At 65.1% G+C, this 18,668-nt stretch carries 19 protein-coding genes; 7 read left to right on the top strand and 12 right to left on the bottom strand.

Annotated features, from left to right (window positions below):
- Positions 1-22: 22 nt before the first annotated feature.
- Genes crcB through aroA form a run of 7 tightly spaced genes read right to left on the bottom strand, consistent with a single transcriptional unit; the run spans position 23 to position 5,277 of the window.
- A complete protein-coding gene (gene crcB, locus EKH49_RS09410) occupies positions 23-403 on the bottom strand; it encodes a fluoride efflux transporter CrcB (protein WP_128470636.1) in 381 nt (126 codons plus the stop codon).
- Positions 403-864, bottom strand: coding sequence for a fluoride efflux transporter FluC (locus tag EKH49_RS09405; protein ID WP_128470635.1), 462 nt, complete (start codon positions 862-864; stop codon positions 403-405). The genes crcB and EKH49_RS09405 overlap by 1 nt, the downstream gene beginning before the upstream one ends.
- Positions 861-1,355, bottom strand: coding sequence for a universal stress protein (locus EKH49_RS09400; protein WP_161567494.1), 495 nt, complete (start codon positions 1,353-1,355; stop codon positions 861-863). Before EKH49_RS09400 ends, EKH49_RS09405 begins: the two co-directional genes overlap by 4 nt.
- A gap of 50 nt (positions 1,356-1,405) precedes the next feature.
- The gene (locus EKH49_RS09395) at positions 1,406-2,035 is read right to left on the bottom strand and encodes a metal-dependent transcriptional regulator (RefSeq protein ID WP_128470633.1); all 630 of its coding nucleotides are present in this window, start codon (positions 2,033-2,035) and stop codon (positions 1,406-1,408) included.
- Positions 2,036-2,049: 14 nt separating this feature from the next.
- Positions 2,050-2,856 (bottom strand): inositol monophosphatase family protein, encoded by an 807-nt coding sequence (locus EKH49_RS09390; protein ID WP_128470632.1) that lies wholly within the window; start codon positions 2,854-2,856, stop codon positions 2,050-2,052.
- Positions 2,857-2,869: 13 nt separating this feature from the next.
- Positions 2,870-3,961 carry a ribosome small subunit-dependent GTPase A gene (gene rsgA, locus EKH49_RS09385; protein ID WP_442903504.1) on the bottom strand — a complete coding sequence of 364 codons (1,092 nt, stop codon included), beginning with the start codon at positions 3,959-3,961 and terminating at the stop codon, positions 2,870-2,872.
- The gene (gene aroA / locus EKH49_RS09380; protein ID WP_128470631.1) at positions 3,961-5,277 is read right to left on the bottom strand and encodes a 3-phosphoshikimate 1-carboxyvinyltransferase; all 1,317 of its coding nucleotides are present in this window, start codon (positions 5,275-5,277) and stop codon (positions 3,961-3,963) included. The genes rsgA and aroA overlap by 1 nt, the downstream gene beginning before the upstream one ends.
- 161 nt (positions 5,278-5,438) lie before the next feature.
- Here aroA and EKH49_RS09375 point away from each other — a divergent pair, with 161 nt between their 5' ends.
- Both EKH49_RS09375 and rsrA read left to right on the top strand, forming a co-directional pair.
- Entirely contained in the window at positions 5,439-6,227 is a 789-nt protein-coding gene (locus EKH49_RS09375) for a sigma-70 family RNA polymerase sigma factor (RefSeq protein WP_066137582.1), read from the top strand.
- Position 6,228: 1 nt separating this feature from the next.
- Positions 6,229-6,489, top strand: coding sequence for a mycothiol system anti-sigma-R factor (rsrA, locus tag EKH49_RS09370; RefSeq protein ID WP_128470630.1), 261 nt, complete (start codon positions 6,229-6,231; stop codon positions 6,487-6,489).
- An 86-nt stretch (positions 6,490-6,575) separates the two neighbouring features.
- Here rsrA and EKH49_RS17170 read toward each other — a convergent pair whose 3' ends face one another.
- From EKH49_RS17170 to EKH49_RS09360, 3 genes are all read right to left on the bottom strand, one after another.
- Positions 6,576-6,650: a 50S ribosomal protein bL37 gene (locus EKH49_RS17170; RefSeq protein WP_369299107.1), complete on the bottom strand. Its 75-nt coding sequence runs from the start codon at positions 6,648-6,650 to the stop codon at positions 6,576-6,578.
- Between the two features lie 98 nt (positions 6,651-6,748).
- Positions 6,749-7,354 carry a GDSL-type esterase/lipase family protein gene (locus EKH49_RS09365; protein WP_128470629.1) on the bottom strand — a complete coding sequence of 202 codons (606 nt, stop codon included), beginning with the start codon at positions 7,352-7,354 and terminating at the stop codon, positions 6,749-6,751.
- Between the two features lie 211 nt (positions 7,355-7,565).
- The gene (locus tag EKH49_RS09360) at positions 7,566-11,321 is read right to left on the bottom strand and encodes a multifunctional oxoglutarate decarboxylase/oxoglutarate dehydrogenase thiamine pyrophosphate-binding subunit/dihydrolipoyllysine-residue succinyltransferase subunit (RefSeq protein ID WP_128470628.1); all 3,756 of its coding nucleotides are present in this window, start codon (positions 11,319-11,321) and stop codon (positions 7,566-7,568) included.
- A gap of 429 nt (positions 11,322-11,750) precedes the next feature.
- On the opposite strand from EKH49_RS09360, the gene EKH49_RS09355 reads away from it, so the two are divergent.
- The 5 genes from EKH49_RS09355 (at position 11,751) to EKH49_RS09335 (ending at position 16,678) form a co-directional block, all read left to right on the top strand.
- On the top strand, positions 11,751-13,073 hold the full coding sequence (locus EKH49_RS09355; protein WP_128470627.1) for a hemolysin family protein: 1,323 nt from the start codon (positions 11,751-11,753) through the stop codon (positions 13,071-13,073).
- A complete protein-coding gene (locus tag EKH49_RS09350; protein ID WP_201739590.1) occupies positions 13,066-14,139 on the top strand; it encodes a hemolysin family protein in 1,074 nt (357 codons plus the stop codon). The genes EKH49_RS09355 and EKH49_RS09350 overlap by 8 nt, the downstream gene beginning before the upstream one ends.
- Before the next feature lie 130 nt (positions 14,140-14,269).
- Positions 14,270-15,103, top strand: a complete 834-nt coding sequence (locus tag EKH49_RS09345) for a metal ABC transporter ATP-binding protein (protein WP_128470626.1) — start codon at positions 14,270-14,272, stop codon at positions 15,101-15,103.
- A 9-nt stretch (positions 15,104-15,112) separates the two neighbouring features.
- Positions 15,113-15,970 carry a metal ABC transporter permease gene (locus EKH49_RS09340; protein WP_128470625.1) on the top strand — a complete coding sequence of 286 codons (858 nt, stop codon included), beginning with the start codon at positions 15,113-15,115 and terminating at the stop codon, positions 15,968-15,970.
- A gap of 78 nt (positions 15,971-16,048) precedes the next feature.
- Positions 16,049-16,678: a maleylpyruvate isomerase family mycothiol-dependent enzyme gene (locus EKH49_RS09335; RefSeq protein ID WP_128470624.1), complete on the top strand. Its 630-nt coding sequence runs from the start codon at positions 16,049-16,051 to the stop codon at positions 16,676-16,678.
- Positions 16,679-16,706: 28 nt separating this feature from the next.
- Here EKH49_RS09335 and EKH49_RS09330 read toward each other — a convergent pair whose 3' ends face one another.
- Both EKH49_RS09330 and EKH49_RS09325 read right to left on the bottom strand, forming a co-directional pair.
- A complete protein-coding gene (locus EKH49_RS09330; protein WP_128470623.1) occupies positions 16,707-18,167 on the bottom strand; it encodes an HNH endonuclease in 1,461 nt (486 codons plus the stop codon).
- A 79-nt stretch (positions 18,168-18,246) separates the two neighbouring features.
- Complete coding sequence (locus EKH49_RS09325) at positions 18,247-18,666, bottom strand: Fur family transcriptional regulator (protein WP_128470687.1); 420 nt, start codon at positions 18,664-18,666, stop codon at positions 18,247-18,249.
- Positions 18,667-18,668 lie beyond the last annotated feature (2 nt).

The following is an 18,668-nucleotide window of genomic DNA, read 5'->3' as shown; positions in this document are numbered from 1 at the left end:
GCTTGGCATGTGCCGTTTCCGGCTAGAAGAGCCCAGCCAGCTGGAAGCCGAGCCACGCGGCAAGCACGGCTCCAACCAGCGTGCCCAGGGCGTTGGCCAGGCTCGCCGCGATGCGGCCTGACTGCAGCAGCCGGACCGTTTCGAAGCTGGCCGTGGAAAACGTCGTGTAGCCGCCGAGCAGTCCCGTACCAATGGCCGCCAGCCATTGCGCGGACAGCAGCTGCTGGGCCAGCAGCCCGGTCAGCACGCCAAGGGCGAAGGAGCCTGAGAGGTTGACCAGGATCGTCCCCCAAGGCAGAGGGGCGGGAAGCCACCGCCTGATCAGGGCATCAAGCACGAAACGCAGGCAGGCGCCAAAGCCGCCGCAGAGCGCAACCGTGAAAAACAAGCCGGGGGAGAGCACTACCGGGCTCCTCCCGCTGTTCGGGCCGCACGCCTCGCCGCGAGGGCAATGCCGCACCAGGTAGCCAAAGCGCCGCAGATCACCGTGGGCAGAGCATAGGCCAGCGCCGGGAGCACCGCACTGGATGAGAACAGCAGCATGCTGTCGGTGGCCAGCGCACTGTAGGTGGTGAAGCCGCCCATGAAACCGGTGCCCAGCAGCAAGCGCAGCCGGCGGTGCCGTCCCTCGCTGCCGCCGCCGTGCGACAGCGCCTCCAGCAGCAGGCCGAGTAGGAAGGCTCCCAGCATGTTGGCGGCGAAAATCGCGATCGGGAAACCGCCAGCGGAAGGCAGCAGCAGGCCCAGTCCTTGCCGGACGGCTGTCCCGGCGGCGCCGCCAAGGAACACCAGCAGCAGGGAACCCGGGGCCAGGGAAGAAGGCGGCACGGTGTTCTGCGCGCTGCGCGATGGCGGAGGGGTCATGAACTCTGGATCTGTTCTGCTCGGCGGGCGGGGAGTGGCGGGACCAGAAGCACCGGATGGCGCTGGCGGTGCGTCAGATGCAACGCCACGGAGCCGTTGAGCAGCTCGCGGATGACGTTGGCCATGGATCGCTGGCGGACTCCGAGCACGATCAGCGCCGCATCATGCCGCACGGCAAGCCGCGCCAGCTGCTGCCCTGGCCCGCCAGCGGTGGCGTGCGCCTGCCAGTGGACTTCCGTGCCCGCAAGCTGGGCCTCGAGCTGGAGCAGCAGCTCCTGCGGGAAGCGGACGATGGCTTCCTCACCGGATTCGGGATCCAGCGGTGCGCTGCGTACGGTGCCGTCGGGCAGTTCTTCGAGCGGGTAGCCGGTGGCATCGACATGCACGCATAGCAGCCCGGTGCCCAGTGCGCCAGCCAATTGCGCGGCAGTGGCCAGCACGTGGGGATCGAACCGGTCGGGTACGCCGAGAATGATCGGTCGCTGCTCCATCCGGCCTCCCTGGGGTCTTGGGCTGTTCTTCATTCTCGCACAGCCCGCAGCTAGGCCTTGCGCACCCAGATCAGCGAGGCCTCGATGAAATCCAGCTGATGCGGCATCTCGATCCCCGCTCCGGGCACCAGGCCCTGGGCGGCGGCACGGCGCAGGAACTGCGGGTCCTCGTCGCTGATCCGGTCGATGACCGCTCTGCTTCCGGTAAAGCGGTCCAGCCGGATCGCGGCAGAAACCGGCAGCACCCCGTCGGCGCTGGGGATCGCATCGCCGTGCGGGTCATGGCGCGGGTGGCCCAGCCGGGCGTCCAGGGCGTTGATGAACCGGTCGGTGACGGTGTGCTCCAGGGCCTCAGCCTCGTCGTGGACCTCGTCCCAGCCGTAGCCCAGCTCGTCGCGCAGGAAGGTCTCCAGCAGCCGGTGGCGGCGTACCATGCGCAGCGCCTCGCGCCGCCCGGTCTCGCTGAGCGTAATCGCCCCGCGCGGCACATGGTGGACCAGCGACTTGGAGGCGAGCTTTTGCACCATGGCGGTGGCCGAGGCGGGGGACAGGCCCAGCTGGTCGGCCAGCGCACCGGTGCCGACTTCGGCGTCTTCCCATTCGGTGAGCGCGTACAGCGCCTTGAGGTAGTCCTCTTCGCTGGTGGTCAGGCCGGCCGGTCCGCGGCGTGCAGGTGCCATGATCGTCCCGGCGCCTAGCTGCGGTTCAGGTAGGGCAGGATTGCCTCGTGCAGCTTGCCGTTGCTGGCCAGCGCGTTGCCGCCATGGCAGCCTTCCGCCCCGGCCACCGAGGTGAAGCGGCCCCCGGCCTCGCGCACCACCGGCACCAGCGCGGCCATGTCGTAGAGTTCCAGCTCGGGTTCGAAGGCGGCATCGACCGCGCCTTCGGCCACCAGCGCGTAGGAGAGGAAATCCCCGTAGCCGCGGGTGCGCCAGGCGGCGCCCAGCAGCTCCAGCAGGCCGTCGAGCTTGCCGGCGTCCTTCCAGCCGTTCAGCGAGGCGTAGGACAGCGAGGAGTCTTCCAGCGCGCTGACCGAGGAGACGGCGAGGCGGCGGGTGGCGGTGGCCCCGGGGACGGTGCCCGGTTCGCTGACGTAGGCGCCCAGGCCGGTGGCCGCATGCCAGCGGCGGGTCATCGCCGGAGCGGAGATGACGCCGAGCACCGGCTCGTCGTCGATGAGCAGCGCGATCAGCGTGGCCCACACCGGCACGCGGCGCACGAAGTTCTTCGTCCCGTCGATCGGGTCGATGACCCAGCGCCGGGCCGAGTCCCCGTGCACGCCGAACTCCTCGCCGAGCACCGAGTCGCCGGGGCGGTGGGCTGCCAGTTCGGCCAGGATCAGCTGCTCGGCGCCGCGATCGGCATCGGAGACCGGAGTCATGTCCGGCTTGGATTCGACCACCAGGTCGTTGGAGCCGTAGCGGGCCAGGGTGAAGGCGTCGACCTTGTCGGCCAATGCCAGGGCGAAGTCGAGATCTTGCTGCAGGGTGTATTCAGCCATGGTTATGCGGCGGCTACTGCGCGCCGAGCTCCTTTTCGTGCGTGGTTTCCTCGGTGGTGACCAGCCGGCGGTAGGAGGCCAGGCGGTTGGCCGCCTGGCTGCCTTCGGACTCGGCGGCCCAGGCTTCCAGCGCGCAGCCGGCCTCGCCGGCCGCATGGGTGCAGCCGCGCGGGCAGCCGGTGGCGATCTCGGCCAGGTCCTCGAAGGCGGCCAGGATATTGTCCGGATCCACCAGCCCCAGCCCGAAGGAGCGGATGCCCGGGGTGTCGATCAGCCAGGAGCCAGGGGTGTCGCCCAGGCGCAGGGCCAGCGCGTTCGAGGAGGTGTGCCGTCCGCGGCCGGTGACCGCGTTGACGTGCCCGGTGGCGCGGGTCGACCCGGTCAGGGCGTTGACCAGGGTGGACTTGCCCACCCCGGAGTGGCCCAGGACCACTGAGACGCAGCCCGAGAGGATCTGTTCAAGTTCGGCCAGGGCACCGGCATCCAGCCGGGCGCTGGAGCCGTCGGCGCTGCGGGCGTCGATGCCCGAGGCCTCGGCCGCGGTGGTGCGGGAGATGACCACGGGGAAGTCCAGCCCCTCGTAGTGGGTGAGGAACTCGGCCGGGTCCTTCACATCGGCCTTGGTCACGCAGAGCACCGGCTGGATGCCGGCGTCGTAGGCGGCGACCAGCGCGCGGTCCACGAAGCCGGTGCGCGGCTCGGGGTTCGCGGCGGCGACGACGATGACCAGCTTGTCCACATTGGCCACGACCACGCGCTCGGTGGCGTCGGTGTCATCGGCGCTGCGGCGCAGCAGGGTGCTGCGCTGTTCGATGCGCACCAGCCGGGCCAGGGTGTCGGGCTTGCCGGAGGTGTCGCCGACCAGTCCCACCAGGTCCCCTGGCACGATCGCCTGGCGGCGCAGCTCGCGGGCGCGGGCGGCGATGACGATGCGCTCGGTGGCGGTGTCCTCGTCGACGATCGCGGTGTAGCGGCCGCGGTCCACGGTGATGATGCGGCCGATCACGGCCTGCTCGTGGGCCGGTCGGTCCTTGGTGCGCGGACGGCTGCCCTTCTTGTTCGGGCGCACGCGCACCGAGGACTCGTCGTAGTCGGAGTAGCGCATCAGCCCTGGCCCTTTGCGGTAGCGGCCATGGCGCTCCACAACTGCGGGAAGTCGGGCATGGTCTTCGCGGTGGTGGCGATGTTCTGCACGCGCACCCCGTCGATGGCCAGGCCCAGCAGGGCGCCGGCGGTGGCCATGCGGTGATCCTCGTAGGACTCGATATCCGCTGCCCGCAGCGGCCCTGGGACGATCTGCAGCGCGTCGGCGGTCGCGGTGACACGCGCGCCGACCTTCGACAATTCGGCTTCCAGCGCGGCCAGCCGATCGGTTTCATGCCCGCGCAGGTGCCCGATGCCGCTCAGCGTGCTCGGCGCATCGGCCAGCACGCACAGGGCGGCCAGGGTCGGGGCCAGCTCGGAGGCGTCGGCGTAGTCGATCCCGCGGATTGTTCCGGTGCCGCGCACGCAAAGCACGCCGTCCTCGCCGAGCTCGGCCTGAGCGCCCATGGCGGTCAGGATCTCGACCCACTTGCCGCCCACCTGGGTGGTCTTCGCGGGCCAGAAGGGCACGCGCACGGTGCCGGCGGTGGCCAGCGCGGCGGCCAGGAACGGGCCGGCGTTGGACAGGTCGGGCTCGACGGTGACGGTGAAGCCCTTCAGCTGCCCCGGTGCGATGCGCCAGCCGCGCGCATCGGCATCGACCTGCACGTCCACGCCGAGCTCGCGCAGGGTCTGCACCGTCATCGCGATGTGGTCCGGGGAGGCGATCGGCCCCGGCGCGGCGCGCAGCGCCAGCCCGCCGGGCAGGGCCTGGCCGACCAGCAGCAGCGCGGAGATGAACTGCGAGCTGCCTGAGGCGTCGATGACCACTTCGGCGTCCTGCTTCATGGCGCTGGCGTCGATGGTGAAGGGCAGCATGCCGGCGGCGCCGGCATAGTCGATGCGGGCGCCGAGGTCCGCTAGCGCGTCGAGCACCGGGGCCATCGGGCGCACGCGGGCCGCCTCGTCGCCGTCGAAGGCCACCGTGGCGCCGGCGACGGCGGCCAGCGGGGGCACGAAGCGCATCACCGTGCCGGCCAGGCCGCAGTCGATGGACAGCGGGCCGGCGGCCAGCTGGCCCGGGGTGATGACCACGGTGGTGGAGCCATCGGCCTGCCCGATGCGCTCGATGCCTGCCCCGAACTCGGCCAGGGCGCGCAGCATCAGCTCGGTGTCGCGGCTGATCAGCGTGTTGTGGATGGTGGAGGGGGAGGAGGCCAGGGCCGCAAGGATTAGATACCGGTTGGTCAGCGACTTCGACGCGGGCACCTGCACGGTGGCATCCAGGCCGGTGGCGGCGAAGGGCGCCGCCCACCAGTTCTCTTCTGCCTCGTGCAGCTGGTTGGGTCGGTTGCCGGGGGCGCTTGCGGTGCTGATTGGTAGATCCTTCGGCTCGATGCTTCACTTCGGGGGCCGCGAGCAGCGCTTGAAGCACTGTGCGCCCACTGCTTAATCCTAGCCGAGATCGGTGCGGGAATAAGGTTTGCGCCCGGTTGGTTATGCCTAGTGTGACGATACGACAGGACACTTCAAGTGCCGGCGGCACCGCCTGCGCGCTGGCCGAGGCCCCGCGCCCGGCCTTCGCCCGTGCTGGCGCGCGCATAAAGCCGGTTGAACGCGTAGACTCGGCAGTGATGAACAACGAGAGCGTGGACGAGAATTTGCCCGATGTGGCCTCTGAGTCCGAACAGCAGCGCCGCGAACGCTTCGAGCGTGACGCGATGCAGTACGTGGACCAGCTCTATTCGGCTGCCCTGCGTATGGCGCGCAACCCGTCGGATGCCGAGGATCTGGTGCAGGAGGCCTACACCAAGGCTTATTCCGCGTTCCACCAGTACAAGCCTGGCACCAACCTCAAGGCGTGGCTGTACCGGATCCTGACCAATACGTACATCAACCTGTACCGCAAGCGCCAGCGCGAACCGCTGCGCACCTCCACCGACACGGTCGAGGATTGGCAGATGGCTCAGGCCATGGAGCATTCGCCGACCGGCTTGCGTTCGGCCGAAGCCGAAGCGCTGGACCATCTTCCGGATTCGGATGTGAAGGCCGCGCTGCAGTCGATCGGCGAGGATTTCCGCATGGCCGTGTACTTCGTGGATGTCGAGGGCTTCAGCTACAAGGAAGCCAGCGAGATCCTGGGCGTGCCGATCGGCACCGTGATGTCCAGATTGCATCGTGGACGAAAGAATTTGAGGGAATTGCTGGCGGATTACGCCGCGGATCGCGGGATCGCCACCGGCACCCAGAGCAAGAGCGCCGCCAAGGCCGAACGAGGAGCGAAATAGGATGGATTGCAATTCATTGGGTGATTGCGCCGATGACCGCATCGTCCGCATCTACGAGTACCTTGACGGCGCGCTGACGCTCGATGACCTCAAGGAGGTCAAGTCGCACCTGGACGGCTGCCCGGAATGCACCGAGCAGTATGATCTGGAGTGCATCATCCGCTCGGTGGTGCGCCGCAGCTGCCAGGAGCACGCCCCGCAGACCCTGAAGGCCAGCATCATTGCGCGGATTTCGCAGATCCGCGTGGAGTCGGGGCACTAGCCCGGCGCCCGCAGCAGGCAAAGAGAAACCCCGCATCTTTCGAGAAGATCTCGAAGGGTACGGGGTTCTTTTCATATTCGCTTCGCTTAGCTGTTTGGGCGCTTGCCGTGGTTGGCACCGCCACGCTTGCGATCGCGACGCTTACGAGCGCGCTTCGACATGGTGACTCCTTAGAGGGATCAATAGTACTTCCCGAAAATTCGGGCCGGCTCATAGTCTTTCACACTTCCGGCCCATTTTCCTAACGGACCGGACCGGCTCAGCTATCGCCCGGCTCGGGCAGCTCCAGCCAGGAATACCAGCCGCGGTGCAGCACTAGCCAGGCCATCAGGCCGTACCCGGCCTGGCCGGGCACGCCGCCGGAGGCGTTCAGGTCCGCACGCCACTGGGCATGGGCACGCAGCGGGGTGAAGGTATCGACGTAGTGGTGATTGCGGCGCAGCGCCACATCCGAGTACACCCGGTTCAGCTCCGCCACCCGCTGGTTGCGCGCATCGTCCAAGCCGGGGGCCGGGCCGACCAGCAGTGCCTTGATGTTCATCTGCGAGGCCGAATCCAGGATGTTGGCCAGGTTCAGCCGGCTGCGCGCGGTGGTGACGTCCAGGTCGACGTCGCGGTCGGACAGCGCGATGACCAGGCGGTTCTCGTACTGGTCGCTGAAGCGGCGGGAGGCTTCGCCCAGCCAGCGCTCGGCCAGCGACTCGGATCCCTCGGCCGGTGCGGCCAGCACGAAGGACTGCAGGCGCAGCGCCGGATCCTGGGTGCGGGCCATGACCCGGCCGAACCAGCCCAGGCCTCGCGGGTCGCCATGCCCGGCCAGTAGCTCATCTCCGATTGCGGTAATGCGGATTGTGCGTAACTCCAACTGGGCGACCTTTCGTTGGCTCAAAAAGATGAATCGATCCCCACCTTAGCAGTCGGATCGCCGGCATCGGGGGAGGTGGCCAGTGGTTAAACCCCACAATTCCCTGCGAGAATCCGGTGCCGGGGTTAAAGCGCTGTGCCGGCGAACCTCCGGGGTCACCCCCCGGTCGGTTCGCCGGCACAGTTGGCCAGCAGCGTTCAGCCGATGCTGGTTAGCGGGCGAAAGCCTGCTGGATCAGCACTGCGTTTTCTGCTTCGTGGCGCTTGGCGGTACCGGCCGAGGTGGCAGCCGATGCCGGGCGCGAAACCAGCTTGATCTTGCGATCCAGCTGCGGCACCACGTAGAGGCCGAAGAACGGCCATGGGCCTTGGTTCGCAGGCTCGTCCTGGACCCACGAAACCTCGGCGTTCGGGTACTTGGCCAGCTCGGCGGCGATCTGCTCGGCCGGAGCCGGGTAGAGCTGCTCGACGCGCACCAGTGCGGTCTTGCTGTCGTTCGCCTTGGTGCGGGCTGCCAGCAGGTCGTAGTACACGCGGCCCGAGCACAGCAGCACCTTGTCCACGGCGTTCGCATCGGTGATCGACGCATCGCCGATGACCTCGCGGAAGCCGCCGGTGGTGAAGTCCTCCACGGCGCTGGCGGCTGCCTTCAGGCGAAGCAGCTGCTTCGGGGTGAAGACGATCAGCGGCTTGCGCGGACGGGCGTAGGCCTGGCGGCGCAGCAGGTGGAAGTGGTTGGCGCCGGTGGACGGCTGGGCCACGACCATGTTGTTCTCCGCGCACAGCTGCAGGAAGCGCTCGATGCGGGCCGAGGAGTGGTCCGGGCCCTGGCCTTCGTAGCCGTGCGGCAGCAGCATGACCAGCGAGGAGGACTGCGACCACTTCTGCTCGGCGGAGGAGATGAACTCGTCGATCACGGTCTGCGCGCCGTTGACGAAGTCGCCGAACTGGGCTTCCCACATGACCAGCGCGTCCGGGCGCTCAACCGAGTAGCCGTACTCGAAGCCAAGGGCGGCGTATTCGGAGAGCAGCGAGTCGTAGATCCACAGCGGAGCCTGGTCCTCGGACAGGCCCTTCAGCGGGTACCACTCGTTGTCGTTCTCGCGGTCGTGGAAGACTGCGTGGCGCTGCACGAAGGTGCCGCGGCGCGAGTCCTGGCCTGCCAGGCGGACCGGCACGCCTTCCATGGTCAAGCTGCCCAGGGCTGCCAGCTCTGCGAAGCCCCAGTCGATGCCGCCTTCGCGGGACATCTTCTCGCGGCGCTCCAGCAGCGACTTCAGCTTGGTGTGCATGGTGAAGCCTTCTGGGATGTCCAGGTGGGCGGCGCCGATCTTGGCCAGGGTCTGCTCGGAGATGGCCGAGCCGCGGGCGCCGTCGACGGTGTTCTCGTCGGCGGCCTGCGCGAATGGCTTCTCCAGGTCGTTGATGGTCGAGCCCGGGGCGATGATCGGGATCGGGGAGGTCTGGGCGGCATGCGTCTCGGCGAAGATGCGCTCCAGGTTCTCCTTGTACTCGGCCAATACGTTCTCGGCTTCTTCCTGCGTGATGTCGCCGCGGCCGACCAGGGCCTCGGTGTACAGCTTGCGGGTGGAGCGCTTGGCTTCGATCAGGTTGTACATGATCGGCTGGGTCATCGACGGGTCGTCACCCTCGTTGTGGCCGCGGCGGCGGTAGCACACCAGGTCGATGACGACGTCCTTGCCGAACTTCTGGCGGTACTCGAAGGCCAGCTGGCCCACGTGCACCACTGCCTCCGGGTCATCCCCGTTGACGTGGAAGATCGGGGCCTGCACGGTGCGGGCCACGTCGGTGGCGTAGACCGAGGAGCGCGAGGAGCTCGGTGCGGTGGTGAAGCCGATCTGGTTGTTCACGATCACGTGCACGGTGCCGCCGGTCTTGTAGCCCGGCAGCTGGCTCATTGCCAGCACCTCGGAAACCACGCCCTGGCCTGCGAAGGCGGCGTCGCCGTGGACCAGGATCGGCAGCACGGTGTTCTTCTGCTCCAGCCGGTCCAGCTTGGCGCGGGTGATGCCCTCGAGCACCGGATCGACCGCTTCCAGGTGCGACGGGTTGGCAGCCAGGTAGATCTTGGTCTGGTTGCCGGCATCCGAGGTGTACGAGCCCTCGGTGCCCAGGTGGTACTTCACATCGCCCGAGCCCTGGACCGAGCCCGGGGTGGCGGTGCCTTCGAATTCGCGGAAGACCTGTGCGTAGGTCTTGCCGGCGATGTTGGTCAGCACGTTCAGGCGGCCGCGGTGGGCCATGCCGATCGCAACCTCGTCCAGCTGCTCGTCGGCGGCGTCGGAGATGATCGCATCGAGCAGCGGAATCAGCGATTCGCCGCCTTCCAGCGAGAAGCGCTTCTGGCCGACGAACTTGGTCTGCAGGAAGGTCTCGAAGGCCTCGGCGGAGTTCAGCTTGCTCAGGATGCGCAGCTGCTCTTCGCGGCTTGGCTTGGCGTAGCCGGATTCCAGCTTCGCCTGGAACCATTCGCGCTCTTCCGGGTTCTGCAGGTGCATGTACTCGGTGCCGATGGTGCGGCAGTAGGCATCGCGCAGCACGCCGAGGATGTCGCGCAGCAGCGCGCGGTCCTTGCCGCCCAGGCCGCCGGCCAGCCATTCGCGGTCCAAGTCCCACAGGGTCAGGCCGTAGGACTTGATATCCAGGTCCGGGTGCTTGCGCTGGACGTATTCCAGCGGGTTGGTGTCGGCCATCAGGTGGCCGCGCACGCGGTAGGAGTTGATCAGGTGCTGGATGCGGGCGACCTTGTTGACCTGCAGGTCGATGTCGACCTGGTTGTCGACGGCCCAGCGAACCGGCTCGTAAGGGATGCGCAGCTGCTCGAAGATCTCGTCGTAGAAGCCCTGCTCGCCCAGCAGCAGCGACTCGACCAGCTTCAGGAACTCGCCCGAACCTGCACCCTGGATGACGCGGTGGTCGTAGGTGGAGGTCAGGGTGATGTGCTTGCCGATGCCCAAGGCAGCCACGGTCTTCTCCGAGGAGCCGCGGTACTCTGCTGGGTATTCCAGTGCGCCGACGCCGATGATCGCGGCCTGGCCCTTGGACAGACGCGGTACCGAGTGAACGGTGCCGATGCCGCCTGGGTTGGTCAGCGACACGGTGGTGCCGGCGTAGTCGTCAGCGGTCAGCTTGTTGCCGCGGGCGCGCTTGATCAGATCTTCGTAGGTGGCCCAGAATTCGTTGAAGCTCAGGGTCTCGGCGGCCTTGATGTTCGGCACGGCCAGCATGCGGGTGCCATCCGGCTTCGGCATGTCGATGGCGATGCCGAAGTTCACGTGGGCCGGCTGGATCGCGGTCGGCTTCTTGTCGATCACGTCGTAGGTGACGTTCATCGACGGGATCTGCTTCAGCGCACGGATCACGGCGAAGCCGATCAGGTGGGTGAAGGAGATCTTGCCGCCGCGGGCGCGCTTGAGGTGGTTGTTGATGACAATGCGGTTGTCGATCATCACCTTGGCCGGCACGGCACGCACGGTGGTGGCGGTAGGAACGGTGAGCGAGGCATCCATGTTGGTTGCGATGGCCTTCATCGGCCCGCGCAGCGGGGTGCGCTTCTCCTCGCCGTAAAGTTCGGTGGACGGCGTGGCCTTCGGGGCCTGTGCCGGGATCGGGGCAGTCTTCGGAGCTGGCTCAGCCTTCTTGGCTTCAGCGGCCGGAGCTGGTGCTGCCTTGGCAGCCGGCGCTGGTTCGGTGGCACGGGCCTGGGCGGCGGCGCGTGGCGCGCCCTGCCCGTTGGCAGCTGGTGCTGCCGCGGCTGCCGCTGCTGGTGCCGGCTGCGCTGCCGGTGCTGCGGGTTCCTTCTTTTCGGCGGCGAGAGATTCGAAAATATCCCACCATTTCTTATCTACCGAGTTCTTGTCGACGAGATACTGTTCGAACAGCTCGTCTACTAGCCACTCGTTTCCACCAAACTCTTCAGTCAGCCGGTGGTGTGCTTGCTCTGGCACGTGCAACGCCTCTTCCCTGATTTCTACGTTGTTCTAGCTTGAGCCGGTGGTCTTTCGAGGACGTGATACGACCACTGCGGCCCACAAGATTTCTAGACCTGCGCACCAGTCTAGTGACTTTTTCTCCCACTTGGCCACGGCACGTATCTAATGTCACGAAAGTGTCGCGTATAACATGCCGTTCAGCGTATCCGCGGCACCGCTGAACGAGCATGTGTCGAAGTCGTGCGCAACGGCACTTCGTTCGATAGACTGATGCGCACTATGGAATCTCACTCTCCAAGCCGGTGTGCCGCCCACGGGCGCAGTGCCGGCCACAACAGTCCATGTTCAGGAAGTTCCGCCTCCCGTTTGGAGCCTTCTAGTTGCCGCCAGATCGGCACTGAAACTGAACTTTGCACGCCAGCGCATAGGCGGCGGTAAGCACCTATGGAATGGCTCTCAATACTCATCGGCCTGCTGCTGATTCTCGGCACCGGCTTCTTCGTGGCCGTGGAATTCTCCTTGGTCGCACTGGATAAAAGCACCGTCCAGAACGCCGTCAACAATGGCGAGCGCGGCTCCAAGCCGCTGCTGCAGTGCTTGACCTCCCTCTCCACCCAGCTCTCCAGCTGCCAGCTGGGCATCACGCTGACCACTTTGCTGACCGGCTATGTGCTTGAACCGGCGATGAGCGCGCTGCTCGAGCCGTTGATGGAAAAATTGGGCATTCCCGCCGCAAGCTCGCTGGCCATCGCGGTTGTCGTCTCGATGGTCGTTGCCACCTTGCTGTCGATGCTCATCGGCGAGCTGGTCCCGAAGAACATGGCGATCGCCAAGGCCATGGCGGTCGGCAAGCTGCTGGCCCGCCCGCAGCTGGTCTTCACCGCCATCTTCAAGCCGGCGATCATCGTGCTCAACGGCTTTTCCAACATGGTCCTGCGCAAGTTCTTCGGGCTGGAAGCCAAGGAGGAAATCTCCGCGGCCCGTTCCTCGCAGGAATTGGCGTCGCTGGTGCGCCGTTCGGCCAAGCTGGGCACCCTGGATGTGCAGACCGCGCGCTTCGTGGAATCCACCATTGAATTCTCCGAGCGCACCGCTGCCGACGTGATGACCCCGCGCACCTCGATGTCCACCATCGATTCCGAGGCGGCCCTGTCCGAGCTGATCGAAGTCAGCGCCGACACCGGCTTCTCGCGATTCCCGGTCACCACCGGATCCACCGACGAAATCCAGGGCATCTGCCATGTCAAGGCAATTGTCTCGGTGCCCCGTGAACGCCGCGCTGCGCTGCAGGTCGGCGAGTTCGCCCGCGATGCGCTGTACGTGCCGGAAACAATCCACCTGGACGTGCTGCTCGAGCAGCTGCGCGCCGCCGAATATCAGGTTGCAATCGTGATGGACGAGTACGGCGGAACCGCCGGGCTGGTCACCCTTGAAGACCTGGTCGAGGAAATAGTCGGCGAAGTGTCCGATGAGCACGACGAGGACGAAGAAGAAGCAGTCACCCAGCCCGATGGCAACTGGCTGTTCCCGGGCATGTACCGCCCGGACCAAATCAACGAGAACTTCGATGGCGACGTGATCCCGGAGGAATCGGCGTACGAGACCATCGGCGGTTTCATGCTCGCCGAACTGGGCCGCTTGGCCGAGCTCAACGACCAGGTCGTGACCGAGCATGGCACCTTTACCGTGACCGAGCTAGACGGCCGCCGCATTGCCCAGGTCCGATTCGAACCAGCAACCACAGCGAAGGCGGAAGGCAATGAATGACTTCATGGGCCTGATCTGGCTGGTTGTGCTGCTGGCCGGCAACGCGTTCTTCGTCGCCGGTGAATTCGCGGTGATGAGCGCACGCCGTTCGCAGATCGAACCGCTGGCCGACGAAGGCAACAAGCGGGCGAAGGTCGCGCTGTACGCCATGGAGCATGTATCGATCATGCTCGCGGTATGCCAGCTGGGCATTACCGTTTGCTCGCTGCTGATCCTGAATATCTCCGAGCCGGCAATCCACCACCTGCTGGCCGAGCCGCTGATGAAGATCGGCATGGCCGAATCCGCCGCGGACTCCGTCGCCTTCCTGATCGCCTTGATCCTGGTGACCTTCCTGCACGTGACCTTCGGCGAAATGGTGCCGAAGAACATTTCGGTGTCCATTGCCGACAAGGCCGTGCTGCTGCTGGCCATGCCGCTGGTTGGCCTGTCCAAGGTGCTCAAGCCGATCACCGCGTCGCTCAATGGCCTGGCGAACCTCGTGCTGCACGCCTTTGGCATCGAGCCGAAGGATGAGGTGGCCAGCTCCTACACTGCCGCCGAAGTCCGCTCGATCATCGATACTTCCTCCGAGGAAGGCGCACTGGATGAGGACGACGCCGCACGGTTGACCAAGGCGCTGGAATTCTCCTCGGTGACCGCACGCAGCTGCATGGTTCCGCTGGATGACCTTTTCACCCTCGAGTACGGGCAGACCACCGCACGCGAATTCGAGAAGAAGGTCGGCAAGACCGGATTCTCGCGCATGGTGATCACCAAGAACGACGTTCCGGTGGGCTACTGGCATGTCAAGGACGTGATGCTCATCGATGATGCGCACTCCACGCAGCCGCTGCTCGACTTGCCATTGCACCCGCTGGGCCGGTTGGAGCAGGACACCGAAATCGAGGCAGCGCTCGAAGCGATGCGGCAGGAAGGCAACCACCTTTCTGCAGTCGTCGACGAGTCCGGCGCAACCCTCGGCGTGGTCTTCCTGGAAGACATCATCGAGGTGCTGGTTGGCGAGATCACCGATACCACCCGAAAGCGCGTTATCCCGCCTCGCAGCGAAAAGCAGGCGAAATAGCGCAAGCTCACGCCTGAACTCATATTGCGAATGACTCGCAACTGGTAGGATTGACTGCGGCACCCATTGCGGGTGCCGCAGTTTTTCGTTGCCGGCCCACCCGCAGCCAGCGCAATCCAGAAAGCAGTCAATGACTCACACCCCCATCGTCAGATTCGAAGACGCGCGCCTTGCCTACGGCTCGCGTGTGCTCTGGGAACAACTCGACCTGTCCATCGCGGCGGGGGAGTTCCTTGCAGTTCTGGGGCCCAACGGCTCGGGCAAGACCAGCTTCATCAACACGATGCTCGGCACCACCGCGCTGAATCACGGCCGCGTCTCTATCGCGGGGGAACCGGTGCGCAGGGGATCGGCTGCCGTCGGCTTGATTCCGCAGCAGCGCCCCTTCGGGGACAACGTTCCGTTGCGCGCCCGCGACCTGGTGGCGCTGGGGGTGGATGGCGCCAAGCCCGGGATCCGCATGGGCCGCCGGGCTGTGCGCAACAAGGTCGACGAACTGCTGGAGCTCGTTGGCGCCAGCGGCTACGCCAACCGCGCGGTATCCGATCTCTCCGGAGGCGAACAGCAGCGCTTGCGCGCCGCCCAGGCATTGGCCAGCGACCCTCGGGTCCTGCTGTGCGATGAGCCCTTGCTGTCGCTTGACCTGAATCACCAGCAGGCGATCAGCGAAGTGATTCACCGCCAGGCCGTGGAGCGCGGCAGCGCAGTCGTCTTCGTGACGCACGAGATCAACCCGATCCTGCCGTACGTGGACCGTGTGCTTTACCTGGCCGAAGGGCGCTTCCACCTGGGCAGCGTGGACGAAGTCATGCAGTCCTCCGTGCTCACCGAGCTTTACGGCGCTCCGGTCGCGGTGCTTCGGGTCAACGGCCGCATCGTGGTGGTCTCCGGCGACGGCACACGGGCCTTGCCCGCCGACGGGCATGACCATATTGAAGACATCGATCTCAAAACCGGAAAGTAGGAGCAGGATATGAACTTTTCGGATCTTCTGGAGAAGGCTTTCAATTTCCAGGACTATGGGCTGCTGCTTCCCCTGGTGACCAATTCCCTGATCGCCGGCGCTGCCCTGGGCATCGTCGGCGGCCTGATCGGCATTTTCATCATGATGCGCGATATGGCTTTCGCCGTGCACGGCATCGCGGAGCTGTCCTTCGCCGGTGCGGCGTTCGCTTTGCTCATCGGCGCTGACGTGGTGACCGGTTCAGTCTTCGGTTCCATGATCGCGGCCCTGATCCTCGGCATCCTCGGAACCCGGGCCCGGGATCGTAACTCCATTACCGGCGTGCTGATGCCTTTCGGACTTGGCCTGGGCATCCTTTTCCTGTCGCTGTATGAGGGGCGAAGCGCGAACAAGTTCGGCTTGCTGACCGGCCAGATCGTGGCCGTGGATGATGTGCAGCTGAACGGAATGCTGCTCCTTTCGGCAGTAGTGGTCATCGCGCTGCTGCTTGTCTGGCGCCCCTTGACCTTCGCTTCGGTGGATCCGGTGGTTGCCAATGCCCGCGGCGTGCGCACCTCGGGCCTGTCCATTGTCTTCATGATGATTCTGGCGTTGGCCGTGGCGGTGACGATCCAGGTGGTTGGCGCTTTGCTGGTGCTTGCGTTGCTGATCACCCCGGCCGCCGCCGCCATGCGCGTGACCTCCAACCCGGTTGCTACCGTCGTGCTCTCCATCGTGTTCGCAGAACTGGCTGTCGTGGGCGGCATCCTCCTGGCATTGGCTGGATCCTTGCCGATCAGCCCGTATGTCACGACGATTTCATTCCTGATCTATGTGATCTGCCGTGGAATCGAAGCGGTGCGTTCCCCGCGCCGGCACCAAGTCTAGGAATTGCATTTAGCGAGCTCTCGTCGACTAGCGTCGGGTTCGCTTGACTCGCTGGCGCCAGTGCTCACAAGCTGGAGCATGAGCAAAATCCCTGCGAATGAAATCTGGCCATTGGTCCATGCCGAACGCCTTGCCCTGATCGAAGACCTGGAAACACTGGACGCAGTTCAATGGGACGCGCCTTCGCTCTGCCGCGGGTGGAGTGTCCATGACGTGGCCGCCCATTTGGTGGATAACGCACGTGCGACGTTCTTCCGGCTGCTGATCGCGATGGCCAAGGCTGGATTCAACTTCGACCGCCAGAACGATCAGGGAGTGGCGGCCGAAAAATCCGCAACTCCCGATGGCACATTGCAGAAGCTTGTGAAGGTAGCTGGTTTGCGCGATGCTCCGCCCGGTCCGGTAGCCAGCCGATTGGTCGAGGAAATCGCGCACGGCGAGGATATCCGCCGTGCCGTGGGCTTGAAACGGGACTATCCCGCAAGATCGCTGGAATTGGCAATCAAGTACCAGGCCGCCACCCCTCAGGGCCTTGGCGGTGCCAAGGAACTGGCACGCAAGGTGCAGTTATGCAGCCAGGACGAAACTTTTATTTGGGGCATTGGCCCGCAGATCGCAGGCACCCGTCTTGAGTTGCTGATGCTGCTCTCCGGCCGCGGCAAGCATGCCAGAGGGTTGTCTGGCCCGGGAATGGCCTTCGTGCGCTGAAATAGCGCGACGGAGCACGCGCTGCCATCTATGTTTGCGTGAAATCTGGACCATCGGGTTGGCTGAGCCGTTCCTTGAAGTGCGTGAACCACTTCGAATCGCACATCAATTGCGGGAAGGGCTTATGCACGTACCCAGTTGCCGGTGGCGCGGTAGAGCGATAGGACATTGCCGAGCCCGGGCAGATCAGCATTGAATGATGATCATTGAATGCGGTGTATTCGTACCAGCCGGTGGCTTGCTTTGCCTTATTGCAGATGGCGCAACGGCCCGATGAGTTCGAAACGCTGGTCGTTCCGCCACGGGCAAATTGGGTGACGTGGTCTGTTTCCTCGACCAGCCCGTCGCAGAAGGGGGTTCGGCAGTGCCGGTCTCGGATCCTGATGAACTTCTTGAGCTTTTGCGGGAAGATCCGGGCTTTGGAATCCATCGTGATCAGTTCCTGGTCCCCTGGTGCGGTGTACAGGCGGGTAATCTCGGTCATTACCTCGATCCGCTCAATATTTTCCGGGGTGAGCTTGGCTTCCATTTCCTCGAAGGTCAGCTCATTGGGGATTTGGTGGCCGCCGATCAGTTCCCGGGCTGTCTGGGCGGGGATGAAGCCGTAGCCTTCCAAATAGGCCGGTTCCCGATCGCCCATGAACAATGCCTTGTCGGTCATGATCAGCCCCAGCTGGACGTTGATCGTCTGTTCGTTGTTTTCATCGAAGAACATGTAGCGGGCCAGCAGGTCGGCCTCGATCTGGGTGCGCGTGCGTGGGTCGCCCTTGCACTTGATCCTGAACGATTGGTCCCGCAGGGTCTTCTGCAAACCGGTGCCGCCCACAATGGGCAGGCGGGCTTGCAGGAAAACGCATCCTTCTTCGCGGTCCTTGCGGAAGCGGACATAACGCTGGGCGTTGGCGTCCTTGAGCTTCTTGTCTTCGCGATCCGAGGTGTATTTGACGGTGAAGTTGGTGACCGTCTCCTTGATGCGCTTAGGCCCCATGGATTCGAACATGTCTGGATTCTGCCCGAAAATCTCATCGAATTCGGTGCGGCGCAGCGGCCGGACATCCTGCAGCGGAGTGAGCATTGCCTGGATCTGCGCTTCGTTGAATTCACCTCGGGAAAATGCGGCGGCAATATTTGGCGTGTCTTCGAAGAGGATGCGGCAGTTGACCAAGTAGTTCCTGGAACCGTTTTGGGGCCGCTTGCGGGCGATGGCGACCCGGCTGGCTGCTCCGCGGACCTGGTCATCGATATTGGTGCCGCGCTCTTCATTCTCGCGCAGCACTTCCTTCTCCAGCTGATGAGCCAGGCCAGCTTGGCCATAGCGCAGGGAAGAGATGACGCCCTCGATGGATTCGATGGCCTGGGCGCATTCGGCTTTGCTGCCATGGTCTTGGAGCCATGACAGATCGTTCTGCAGCTGGATCAGGTGGGATTCGAGATCCGGCTGATCCGCGGTGAGTGCGAGGCCGTTTCCGTGCGCCTTTGCTTCGGACATGCTATAAGTATACGCCCGTTATTCGAAAATGTCTTCGAATATTTTTTGCGGGGATAACGAACCCCGGGTCTGGAAGCGGCTACTTGGCGGAGCTGGTGCCGGTCTCGGCTCGGCAGTCGGCGCAGAGGCCGTAGATCTCCACGGTGTGCTCGGGATCGGAGAAGTCGTGCTCCGCCGCGACGCGGGCGGCCCAGCGCTCGACGGCCGGGGCGAGTACCTCGACGGTCTTGGAGCAGGAGCGGCAGACCAGGTGATGGTGGTGGACCTCGGTGACGCACCGGCGGAAACGGGCTTCGCCATCCCCGCTGCGCAGCACGTCGACCAGGCCGTCGTCGGCCATGGACTGCAGCAGGCGGTACACGGTGGCCAGCGAAACCTTCTTCTCGGAATCCTGCAGCCAGCGGTGCAGCTGCTGTGCGGTGGCGAAATCATCGACCTCGCTCAGCGCCTCGGTGACTGCCAGGCGCTGCTTGGTGACCCGGGTTTCTGGCTGGGACATCG

Source organism: Glutamicibacter sp. HZAU (genome assembly GCF_004100365.1).
GTDB classification, from domain to species: Bacteria; Actinomycetota; Actinomycetes; order Actinomycetales; family Micrococcaceae; genus Glutamicibacter; species Glutamicibacter nicotianae.
The sequence above is the reverse complement of the archived record's forward strand: the minus strand, read 5'-3'. Positions and strand labels throughout refer to the sequence as shown.

Excerpts from the sequence above, each read along its gene's own strand:
- EKH49_RS09405 (WP_128470635.1), bottom strand. The coding sequence starts at position 864 with ATGACCCCTCCGCCATCGCGCAGCGCGCAGAACACCGTGCCGCCTTCT.
- EKH49_RS09400 (WP_161567494.1), bottom strand. The coding sequence starts at position 1,355 with ATGGAGCAGCGACCGATCATTCTCGGCGTACCCGACCGGTTCGATCCC.
- EKH49_RS09395 (WP_128470633.1), bottom strand. The coding sequence starts at position 2,035 with ATGGCACCTGCACGCCGCGGACCGGCCGGCCTGACCACCAGCGAAGAG.
- EKH49_RS09390 (WP_128470632.1), bottom strand. The coding sequence starts at position 2,856 with ATGGCTGAATACACCCTGCAGCAAGATCTCGACTTCGCCCTGGCATTG.
- rsgA (WP_442903504.1), bottom strand. The coding sequence starts at position 3,961 with ATGCGCTACTCCGACTACGACGAGTCCTCGGTGCGCGTGCGCCCGAAC.
- EKH49_RS09375 (WP_066137582.1), top strand. The coding sequence starts at position 5,439 with ATGCCTAGTGTGACGATACGACAGGACACTTCAAGTGCCGGCGGCACC.
- rsrA (WP_128470630.1), top strand. The coding sequence starts at position 6,229 with ATGGATTGCAATTCATTGGGTGATTGCGCCGATGACCGCATCGTCCGC.
- EKH49_RS09355 (WP_128470627.1), top strand. The coding sequence starts at position 11,751 with ATGGAATGGCTCTCAATACTCATCGGCCTGCTGCTGATTCTCGGCACC.
- EKH49_RS09350 (WP_201739590.1), top strand. The coding sequence starts at position 13,066 with ATGAATGACTTCATGGGCCTGATCTGGCTGGTTGTGCTGCTGGCCGGC.
- EKH49_RS09345 (WP_128470626.1), top strand. The coding sequence starts at position 14,270 with ATGACTCACACCCCCATCGTCAGATTCGAAGACGCGCGCCTTGCCTAC.
- EKH49_RS09340 (WP_128470625.1), top strand. The coding sequence starts at position 15,113 with ATGAACTTTTCGGATCTTCTGGAGAAGGCTTTCAATTTCCAGGACTAT.
- EKH49_RS09335 (WP_128470624.1), top strand. The coding sequence starts at position 16,049 with ATGAGCAAAATCCCTGCGAATGAAATCTGGCCATTGGTCCATGCCGAA.
- EKH49_RS09330 (WP_128470623.1), bottom strand. The coding sequence starts at position 18,167 with ATGTCCGAAGCAAAGGCGCACGGAAACGGCCTCGCACTCACCGCGGAT.
- EKH49_RS09325 (WP_128470687.1), bottom strand. The coding sequence starts at position 18,666 with ATGTCCCAGCCAGAAACCCGGGTCACCAAGCAGCGCCTGGCAGTCACC.